A 10000-nucleotide genomic window follows, 5' to 3' on the forward strand; every position below is an offset into this window, starting at 1 on the left:
TCGGGTAGTGGGGAACCAGGCACAATTTGATTTCAGCTTCTCGCCGCCAGAACGCCGCATCTGGCCCGTGCGCGATCTGGTCACGTCCGTGCGCACCCAACTCGAGCGCCAGTACACGGATGTTTGGGTGGAGGGCGAGATTTCTAATTTCCGCCCCGCCGACTCCGGTCATCTCTATTTCACGCTGAAGGATGGCGATGCCCAGTTGCGCGTCGTCATGTTCCGGACACAGGCTCGCCTGCTTCGCTTCCGCCCTGAGAATGGATTGCACATCGTCGCCCGTGGCAGGGTCACTATTTACGAAGGCCGTGGCGAGCTGCAACTGATGGCCGAGTATCTGGAGCCTATGGGTGCCGGAGCACTGCAAGTGGCCTTCGAGCAACTGAAGGCGAAGTTGTACGCCGAGGGCCTTTTCGAACGCGAGCGGAAAAAAAGACTACCGTCTCTGCCCCGGCGCATAGGCGTCGTTACTTCTCCTCGCGGCGCGGCCATCCAGGACATTCTCAACATTTTGCGACGGCGGCACGAGAGCGTGCACGTAACGATCTTCCCGGCGCAGGTGCAGGGTGACTCGGCATCGTTGGAAGTGACCGCTGGGGTCCGCTACTTCAATCGCGCAGCGAACGTAGATGTCATCGTCATCGCCCGTGGCGGCGGCTCCGTCGAAGACCTTGCCGCGTTCAACGATGAGACCCTGGCGCGCGCCGTTGCCGGTAGCAACATTCCGGTCATCTCGGCCGTGGGGCACGAGACGGATTTTACGATTTGCGATTTCGTGGCCGACCTGCGCGCACCCACTCCGTCTGCCGCCGCCGAACTCGTGATCCGCTCCAAGCATGAACTCGAGGAGCAGCTCGGCGGGATGCATCGGCGACTTGCGCGCGCCGCTCGCTACCAACTCATGCACGCTCGCCAGGCGCTGTCAGCATTGGCGCAGCATGGCGCATTCGCCGGTATGCGACAGGTGATTACCCGCCGCGAGCAGCGCGTCGACGACCTCGTTAATCGGCTGGCGCGCAGTTACCACGCTGCTTTGCGCGCGAGTCATCGGCGGCTCGACGTGGCTGCCTCCCGCGTGCTCCACCACGATTTGCGCAACAAACTGGTTGGTATGCGTCGCGATGTCGATGCCCGCCAGGGTGCGTTGGCCGCGGTCACTCGCAACCTGCTGCTGCGACGCCGCTCCCGCCTGGAGCAGGTGTTGGCCCATTTGGAAGGCCTCTCGCCGGTCGCCATTCTGGACCGTGGCTATGCCCTGGTTTTCGATGAACGCGGCAACCTGGTCAAGGACGCCGCCCAGGTCTCGCCCGGCGAACGCATCAGCGCACGTGTTGCCAAGGGAACCATTGCGGCGGAAGTTAAGAACAGCCAGCCTTGACGACCGCTGCGCCGGGTCGAAAATGTCTGACGCAATAATGACTACCGCAATATGTTGAAAAGCGGAACCGGCTTCTCCGGTTGCGGGAGAAAGATTTCCAGCAGCTTGTCGCTGATTTTCTCCGGCGCATCTTCAGGGACGAAGTGCGAGGCCTCTGCCAGGAAGTGCGGGTCTGTCGCCTTGGGCAGGGCGTCTCGAAGCATATAGGCCGTCACTTTGCTGCGGAAGACAGGATCGAGCGCTCCCCAAAAGATATCGGTTCGGGCAGAGATGTTTTTCAGGCCGTCTGCGATCTGCTCCATGCCTCTGAACTCAGCATCACCGGGCCGCAGAGGGATCATTCTAGCGAACGCCAGCATAGCCGAGCGCGTGGCAGCATCACGGAACGGGAACTTGTAGCCATCGATCACGTCACTGGCTAACTTGCGCCGCGTCGCCCATTGGATGCCGGGCGAGACCATCATGTTCAGCCGTCCGACGAGCAGCTCGCCCGACGCGCCTCGCATGGCCCTCAGAAACCACGGCAGTCTGGGCTGTTTGTCCGTCGGCGGCGGAAACGCCCAGGTGTTTATGAGCATCATGCGGGAAACGTTGGCGGCGTTTCGCGTCGCATAGGCGAGTCCGATTGGACCGCCCCAGTCGTGCAGCACCAGCGTGACGTTCTTTGCCCCGGTGGATTCGATCAGTGCCGAAAGGTTTGCGGCATGGCGTTCTATCGAGTGGTAGCCCGGAGTGGCCGGTTTGTCAGAGAGTCCAAAGCCGATGTGATCGGGAGCTATCACCCGGAACCGTTCCGCGAGCTTGGGGATTAGCTTGCGATAAAGAAACGACCAGGTTGGGTTTCCATGCAGCAGCACGACTACCGGCGCTGTACGCGGGCCTTCGTCGATGAAACTCAATGCTTGTCCGTCGAGGCGCAACGTTCGCGTCTGGAACGGGTACAACCGGCGCAGCCAATCCGGCAACTGGGGGAGACTCGCTTCACTAAGCATGACGGAATCTAGATTTTAGCAAGATTGTGGTCTTTACCGTTGCAGGCACTTCGTTTGGATTTACCCGGATGGCACCCGCCACTGCTGCATTACAATGTGGGAACGAAACACGCCGCGCGCTGGAAGCAAATTTGACAAGCCTTCTACCACATTTCGCAAGTCGCTGGCCGCAGTTGTCGCTAGTCTCCATCATCGACATCCTCCTTGTCGCCGTGCTGATTTACGAGTTGCTGGTCATTATCCGCGGCACTCGTGCCGCTCCCATGCTTCTCGGCGTCGGCGTGCTTGCTATTGTGTTTTACGTCGCGCACGTCACCAAGCTTCGGACGCTTGATTGGGTGGTCAGCACCTTTGTGCCGTACGTAGTTTTTGCGCTGATCGTCGTCTTCCAGGCAGAGATTCGGCGCGCCCTCGCTCGCATTGGCAGGCGCCTGGCTTTCTCGCGTAGCGGGCAGAACATTGGCGGCGACTCTTACGACGACGTGGTGCTCGCGGCAAATCTCTTCTCACAGAACCAGACGGGTGCGCTCATCGTGATCGAACGCGAGATCGGCCTGCGGACGTATATCGAGAGCGGAGTGCCGCTGGATGCGCGGCTCTCTTACGATCTACTTGCCACAATCTTCCGTCCCAGCGCGCCTTTGCACGACGGCGCCGTTATCGTGCAGAAGGATCGCATTGCCGCCGCAGCCTGCTTCCTGCCGCTTTCGATGAACCCGTTGCTCTCCACGCAGCTTGGAACGCGCCATCGAGCTGGAATCGGGGTCACGGAGGAGACCGATGCTGTTTCCGTCATCGTCTCCGAAGAGACAGGCAGCATCAGCATCGCTGTTGCTGGCAGGATCGAGCGCGACATGTCGGTCGAGTCTTTGCGCGAGCGACTCAGCGAACTGCTGCGCCGCTACGTACCACAGTCCACCATGCCGACCTCGATCGCTTCTCCCGACGATGATGGCCTCGATAAGCTGGGCGGCACATCCGGAGTTTCGCCCGAGGTGGAACGTTGATGAACTTCATCCGGCGGCACGTCTTCCACAACGTTGGACTCAAGCTGCTGTCGCTTGCCATCGCTGTGCTCCTGTGGTGGGCAGTGTCGCATGATCCCATGGCGGAGATCGCCGTCACCGTGCCAATCGAGTTCCATCATGTTCCAGAGAACCTTGAGATCAGCTCCGAGTCCATTCCGCAGGCGCAGATACGGGTGCGAGGCCCGGCGCGCGCGATTCGCGAGCTTGTCACGGCAGAGATTCATCCCGTTATCGACTTGCGAGGCATAAGTCCCGGCGAGCGCACATTCGATATCACTGCGCGCCAGATCGGGATTCCGCAGGATATCGAAATCGTGCAGATCGTGCCCACGCAGCTTCGCGTCAGCTTCGACAATCGTGCGCAGCGCGACATCGAAGTCCGGCCACGCGTCATCGGTACATTTGCGTCCGGCTACCGTATTGCGGAAGCCGTACCCGACCCGCGCACCATCACCATCGTTGGGCCAGAAAAGCGCGTGAATTCCATCGAGAGCGCGATTACCGATCCCGTTGACGCAAGCGGCGTGATGGGCCGCGCCACGTTCTCAACGAATGCATACATAGCGGACCCGCTGGTTCGTCCCATGAAGCCGGGACCGATCCGCGTCACCGTTATTACAGAAAAATCTTTGTCTCGGCCAGGAGTGCCATAGCATTGACAAGTAGCGCCATGAAACCAGTACGACAACTGTTCGGGACCGATGGCATTCGCGGTGTTGCCGGCGAGTATCCGCTGAACCAGGCGACGGTCTTCGCCATCGGGCGCGCGCTCGGCACTCGTCTGCGCCGTCGTAGTCAGGATGCTCGTGTCGTCATCGGACAGGACACTCGCGAATCCAGCGCCTGGATTGCCGAGGCACTGGCGCGCGGACTCAGCGAGTCGGGAGTCGGCCACACAAGCGCCGGCGTCCTCACCACCCCCGGCGTTGCTTATATCGTGCATACGCACGGGTTTTCCGCAGGGATCGTCATCTCCGCATCGCACAATCCGTGGCAGGATAACGGGATTAAACTCTTTGGCCGTGATGGGATGAAGCTCTCCGACGCCATCGAGCACGAGATCGAACAGGAGATATTCGCGCACATCGAGGAACTCGCTGCCGCACCGGCTTCAGCGATCCAACCGGGCGCGGACATTCTGCCGGGCGATGCTTCTCTTCGCGCCGACTACGTTCGCTGGCTCGTGACGAATGTCGACGTCGCTCTTTTGCGTGGCCGCCGAGTGCTCGTGGACTGCGCTAATGGCGCCGCCTGCTCCGTTGCCGGCGAACTCTTCCGCCTATGCGGGATCGAAGCTGATTTCGTTCACGCTGACCCCGATGGCCGCAATATCAATGCCGGTTGTGGCGCGCTGCATCCCGAGTGCGTTGCGCAACTGATCGTGGAATCTGCCGGCAAATATGATTTGGGAATTACTTTCGATGGCGATGCCGATCGCGCGTTGTTCAGCGACGCCGATGGACGCGTCATCAACGGCGATGCTGTGCTGCTGCTCTGCGCCCGCGACATGCACGCGCGCGGAAGCCTGCACGGTGACACCGTGGTCGCAACCACCATGTCCAACATGGGGCTGGAGAAAGCTCTGCGCGAATCGGGCATTCGGATGTTGCGCGCAAACGTGGGCGACAAGTATGTGCTGGAAGAGATGCTGAAAACGGGAGCTACCCTGGGCGGCGAGCAATCGGGGCACATCATTTTCAGAGACGGCGAATCCACCACAGGCGATGGACTGCTCACGGCGTTGCGTGTGCTGGAGGTTGTGGGCCGCAGTGGTCGTCCGCTGCACGAGTTGATTTCCGATTTGAAGATATTTCCGCAGGTGATCAAAAACGTCAGAGTCCGCGACCGAATCCCGTTCGATCAGATGGCTGATGTCGCGAAGGCTATCCGCAAGGCCGAACAATCGCTCGATGGTAACGGGCGCGTCGTCGTGCGCTACTCCGGTACGGAAAAGCTGGCGCGTGTCATGATAGAGGCCGAAACTGAGCAGCAGATGACACTCCACGCAGATGAGATTGCCGGTGCGCTGCAAACCGCGATTGGGATTTGATCTCAACGGATGATGCGCGGCTGGAAGGATGGCGGAAGGATTCGAGGGGAGCTGAGCATCACGTTCAGCTCCCTGATTGTTTTAGGCGCTCAAGGATGCGCGCATGTGACCACGACACTCCGCAACTTCGCTGACGTTGTGACAGGCGTCATCCTGTTCCCTTTCGTCATCGTCACGCTGCTGTGGTTCATTTATGCCGTTTTCCTGAAGAAGCCTCTTCGCGCACGGCACATTCGCATTCTGCGCGAGCGCCGGGAATTACGCGAAGCCGCACTTCGCTCGCGCAATTCCGGCTAGTCCATATCCCGCCAGTTTGGTCCGACACCGATCTCGACCAGTAGTGGTACGCGAAGCTCTTGAACGTTCTCCATACGTTCTTTGACCAGCGCGCGAACTTCGTTCAATTCCGCCTCTGGCACCTCAAAGACGAGTTCGTCGTGGACTTGGAGCAACATGCGAGTTTTCAACTTGCGTCCGCGCAATTCGCGGTCGATACGAATCATCGCCAGCTTGATCAAATCAGCGGCCGTTCCTTGCAGCGGAGTGTTCACGGCCGTGCGCTCGGCGAAGCCGCGCATATTGGCGTTCTTGCTGAGGATGTCAGGAATCGGACGCACGCGCCCGAAGAGCGTTTCCACTTTGCCATCCTTACGCGCCTGCGCCAGCGTGTTGTCCAGGAATGTGCGCACGCCCGCATACTTCTCGAAGTATGCGTCTATGAATCGCTTCGCTTCTTTCGTGTCGATGCCCAGTTGCTGCGATAGGCCGAACGGCGAAAGCCCGTATACAATGCCGAAGTTCACGGCCTTAGCGCGACGCCGATGCTCGGCATCGATCATCATCGGCGGAACACCAAACACCTTCGAGGCCGTAAGCGAATGGATGTCATCGCCGCGCCGGAAGGCTTCGACCAACAGGGGATCTTCCGCGAAGTGCGCCAGCAAACGCAGTTCGATTTGCGAGTAGTCTGCCGCGAGCAGCACGTTGCCGCTCTCGGCAACGAACGCCGCACGAATCTCCCGCCCAACTTCCGAGCGGATTGGGATGTTCTGCAGATTGGGATTCGTTGAAGACAACCGTCCTGTCGATGTGGCTGCCTGGTTGAAACTCGTGTGCAAACGTCCTGTGTTGGGCCGGCACAGCGCGGGAAGAGCATCGACATATGTCGATTTCAGCTTTGAAAGCTGGCGGTAGTCCAGCACCATCCGCGGTACTTCATGCACGCTTGCCAGTCCTTCCAGGACATCGACTGCCGTGGAAACTGTCTTGCCTTTCCCGTACTTGATGGGCTTCGGCAGGTTCAGCCTGTTGAACAGAACATCGCCTAGTTGCTTTGGCGAGTTGATGTTGAACTTGACTCCGCACCTGTCGAAGATTTCGCGCGCCTTCGAGTCGCACTCGAGTTCCAACCGCTTGGACATTGCGGTCAGGACCTGGCAATCGAGCTTCACCCCCGCATCTTCCATGCGTGCCAGCACAGGAACGAGCGGCAGATCGATGGAGTCGTAAACCTTCTGCAACCCCGCCTCTATTACTTCTTCACTCAAAGTGTGAGAGAGCCGCAGCGTCACGTCAGCCGCCTCCGCAAGATCACCGGCGAGCTTGATGTTCATGCGGCGCAGAGCGACATCCTTCAGCGCATGTGAGGAATATGTTGGATCGAGCAGGTAGGAGTACAGCATCGGATCATGCTGCACGCCGGCGATTTCAATGCTGAGAGGTTCCAGCGAATGCAATGCCGTCTTATAATCGTGAACTGCTTTTGGAATAGCCTCGTCGCGGAGCGCCGCACGGGCCGCCGAGCTAATCGCTTCGTCGGTGAGCGAAAACGCGAGCGACTTGCCGGGCTCGGCGGCGATTGCGGCACGCCTTGAAATTACCGGTTCAGGCGCTACAACAACCGGCTTCGGAATCAGCGGCATGGTGCCGTTCTCGGCATCTTCGCTTTCCTCGGCTTCCGCTTCAACGGGCGGAGCAGCGAACACGGTTGCATCGACGGCAACCGCCAGATTCGCTTCGGGTGCGCGGGAGGCGAGTACGCGAGAGACGTCCTCCGCCGATTTCGCTTCGCGGTAATCGGTCTCGCCAATCTCAACGCCTTCGGCGAGGAACTCTTTGACCAGCGTAGTAAATTCGAGTTCCGTAAACAGCTTGCGCGCACTCTCGTTATCGGGCTGCTGTGCCAGCATCTTCTCCGGCTTGAACTCGATCTCAACGCCGCAGTCGATCGTGACCAGTTGCTTACTCAATATAATCATCTCGCGGTTATTGAGTAGCGATTCGCGGTATGTCTTGCGCTCGACCTCTTCAGCGCGGTCCAGCAGATTGTCGAGGGAACCGAATCGCTGGATCAATTCTATGGACCCCTTATCGCCGATCCCCGGTGCTCCCGGGATGTTATCGATCGTATCGCCGCGGAGGGCCATTACATCAACGACGCGCTCTGGTACCACCCCAAGCAGTTCCTCCACCATGATGCGGTCGCAGATGAGATTGTCCTTGGGCGGGTTCAACACGCAGACCTTCTCGTTGACGAGCTGCAACATGTCCTTATCGCTGCTCACAACGTAAACAGCGAAGCTCTGCTCGGAAGCTTTGCAGGCGAGCGTGCCGATCACGTCATCGGCCTCGAACCCCGAGACTTCAAGGATGGGGATGCGGTAGGCATCCAGCGTCCGCCGTATGTAGGGCACCTGCTGCGAGAGATCCTCGGGCATGGAGACGCGGTTTGCCTTGTAACCCGTGTACTCCACGGAGACGTATTCGCCCTTGTTCTTGTCGAACTTGCGCGAGGCGGGCATGGCGGCAGCCTGTTCGTCGCGGAAGGTCGGTGCCGCGACATCAAATACTGCTGCGATGTATTCGGGCGCGAAATCCTTGCGCAGCTTGTTCAACATGTTCACAAATACATATGTCGCGCTGGTCGGAATGCCTGTCTTGGTGGACATTGGCCGCTGGCGCGCCATGGCGTGGTAGGCGCGGAAGATGAACGACATGGCGTCGATCAGGAACACGCGTCCTTTGCCGCTGTCGGGGGGCAACACGGGCTTGCGCCGGACTTCGGCGGAGGTGGGTTCGGTGGCGTTTACAGCAGCCGTTTCCGCGGGCTTCGCGCTCTTCTTCGCAGGCACGGCAAGAGTCTAACATCCGCACGGGGGTTCGAAATCCAGGCCGGAGACTTGGACTGCAAGAAGCTTCAGAAGGCTTTGACTCGCTGCGTGCGAGCCTCGGAAGAAAAGTGCGTGTGCGGCAGCAAGGAGGCGGCTTCGCCGCAGTGGTTTTTGGCGCGGCCAAAAGCCGCGCCCCTTCAAGACGCCCAGGCCGCGAAACCGCTCTGTCCCTTCAAGGCACGGTCACCGGTCCATTGAGGACACTCGCCCTTCAGCCTTGTTTAGAACTTCGGAGCACTGGCTCGCATCGGCCTTACTTCGGGAGAGAGTCGGCGAAGGAGCGGATGGCGCGTAGGTATTGGGGGCCGGCTATGTAGAGCACGTCGTTGTGTCCTGCGCGGTCGATCCAGAGGTGCTGCTTGGGCGGGTTGGCTTGGCGATAGATGCGCTCGCCATGCCAGAAGGGGACAATGCCGTCTTTGCGTCCGTGGATGACGAGGATGGGGACATGTATGCGGCGAATCTTCGACAGGTTGCGAAACTTGTCCCAAGGCAGCAGAGGGACTCGCGTGAGAACGCGGAAGGCGGAGAGGAAGGGTGCTTCGACGATGAGTCCCGCTACGGGAGAGTCGCTGGCGGATCGATTTGCGCTCGACGCAGGCCGCGATTCGGCTGCTGTGTGGATCGCGGCGGCGGAACCGAGCGAGCGTCCGAAGGCGATGATGCGCGCAGGCGGCACGTTGAGATTACGCGTGAGGTATTCGTACGCGGCGTCTGCGTCGGAGTAAATGGTGGGCTCGGAGGAGCGTCCCTCAGATGTTCCGTATCCGCGATAGTCGTAAGCGAAGGCAGCGAATCCGGCATCGCGGAACATCTCGAGGATAGGCAGGTCATCGCCCAAATCTTCAGCGTTGCCATGACTGAAGAGCAGCGTATGCGTGGCGCCGGAGTTCGGCAGATAGATGGCCGTAATCGTTGTGGGCCGGGCACCCCGCGTTTGGGAATGCAGCTTGATGACTTGCACGGCTGACGCTTTCGGCGAGGACTGCGAGGCACCCCGCAACGTAGGGAACCGGTCGTCGCGATAGGTCGAGCGCTGCGGCTGGAACAGGATTCGATCGGAGAAGAGCGCCATGACTGCGATGCCGAGATATACGAAGACAACGATGGTGATGAGCGAGTACAGCACGCGTTTCAGGATACTCATGGCGCGGGGAAGCGTACACCAGCGTTGGCATTGAGTGGAAGATTGTGGTTGGGGAGACAACGGCGGCGCGGGTTCTCGCGGATGAACGCGGAGGCGGGTGGAAGCCGGAGTTGCCATTTGCTCCCAGAGTTGCGCAGAGCGCGCAATGGCGCTGATTACTTTCTTGTCCAATTTCCCTGACCACCACGGATTGCATCCAAATTTTTGCAGCCAACTTCGTACTAACTCTTTTGGA

At 59.7% G+C, this 10000-nt stretch carries 8 protein-coding genes; 5 read left to right on the forward strand and 3 right to left on the reverse strand.

What is annotated here, in order from left to right; all coding sequences use genetic code 11:
• Nucleotides 1-7: 7 nt before the first annotated feature.
• Entirely contained in the window at nt 8-1378 is a 1371-nt protein-coding gene (gene xseA / locus VN622_13525; GenBank protein HWR36879.1) for an exodeoxyribonuclease VII large subunit, read from the forward strand.
• 41 nt (nt 1379-1419) lie between these two features.
• Here xseA and VN622_13530 read toward each other — a convergent pair whose 3' ends face one another.
• Nucleotides 1420-2370, reverse strand: a complete 951-nt coding sequence (locus tag VN622_13530) for an alpha/beta fold hydrolase (GenBank protein HWR36880.1) — start codon at nt 2368-2370, stop codon at nt 1420-1422.
• Nucleotides 2371-2501: 131 nt separating this feature from the next.
• Between VN622_13530 and cdaA the strand changes: the two genes are divergently transcribed.
• The 4 genes from cdaA (at nt 2502) to VN622_13550 (ending at nt 5745) form a co-directional block, all read left to right on the forward strand.
• On the forward strand, nt 2502-3377 hold the full coding sequence (cdaA, locus tag VN622_13535) for a diadenylate cyclase CdaA (protein ID HWR36881.1): 876 nt from the start codon (nt 2502-2504) through the stop codon (nt 3375-3377).
• Nucleotides 3377-4051, forward strand: a complete 675-nt coding sequence (locus tag VN622_13540; GenBank protein HWR36882.1) for a CdaR family protein — start codon at nt 3377-3379, stop codon at nt 4049-4051. Before cdaA ends, VN622_13540 begins: the two co-directional genes overlap by 1 nt.
• Nucleotides 4052-4068: 17 nt before the next feature.
• Nucleotides 4069-5448, forward strand: coding sequence for a phosphoglucosamine mutase (gene glmM / locus VN622_13545; protein ID HWR36883.1), 1380 nt, complete (start codon nt 4069-4071; stop codon nt 5446-5448).
• Between the two features lie 105 nt (nt 5449-5553).
• Nucleotides 5554-5745 carry a hypothetical protein gene (locus tag VN622_13550; protein HWR36884.1) on the forward strand — a complete coding sequence of 64 codons (192 nt, stop codon included), beginning with the start codon at nt 5554-5556 and terminating at the stop codon, nt 5743-5745.
• Here the strand turns inward: VN622_13550 and polA are convergent.
• Both polA and VN622_13560 read right to left on the reverse strand, forming a co-directional pair.
• Nucleotides 5742-8579 carry a DNA polymerase I gene (gene polA, locus VN622_13555; protein HWR36885.1) on the reverse strand — a complete coding sequence of 946 codons (2838 nt, stop codon included), beginning with the start codon at nt 8577-8579 and terminating at the stop codon, nt 5742-5744. The two genes, VN622_13550 and polA, sit on opposite strands and share 4 nt — an antisense overlap.
• Nucleotides 8580-8871: 292 nt before the next feature.
• Complete coding sequence (locus VN622_13560) at nt 8872-9765, reverse strand: alpha/beta hydrolase (GenBank protein ID HWR36886.1); 894 nt, start codon at nt 9763-9765, stop codon at nt 8872-8874.
• Nucleotides 9766-10000: the final 235 nt, after the last annotated feature.

The sequence above is a fragment of the Clostridia bacterium genome (genome assembly GCA_035561135.1).
Classification (GTDB): Bacteria; Acidobacteriota; Terriglobia; order Terriglobales; family Acidobacteriaceae; genus DATMYA01.

Bases quoted from the DNA above. Each gene is read 5' to 3' on its own strand.
- VN622_13540 (HWR36882.1), top strand. From the start codon at position 3,377: ATGAACTTCATCCGGCGGCACGTCTTCCACAACGTTGGACTCAAGCTG.
- VN622_13560 (HWR36886.1), bottom strand. From the start codon at position 9,765: ATGAGTATCCTGAAACGCGTGCTGTACTCGCTCATCACCATCGTTGTC.
- glmM (HWR36883.1), top strand. From the start codon at position 4,069: ATGAAACCAGTACGACAACTGTTCGGGACCGATGGCATTCGCGGTGTT.
- VN622_13530 (HWR36880.1), bottom strand. From the start codon at position 2,370: ATGCTTAGTGAAGCGAGTCTCCCCCAGTTGCCGGATTGGCTGCGCCGG.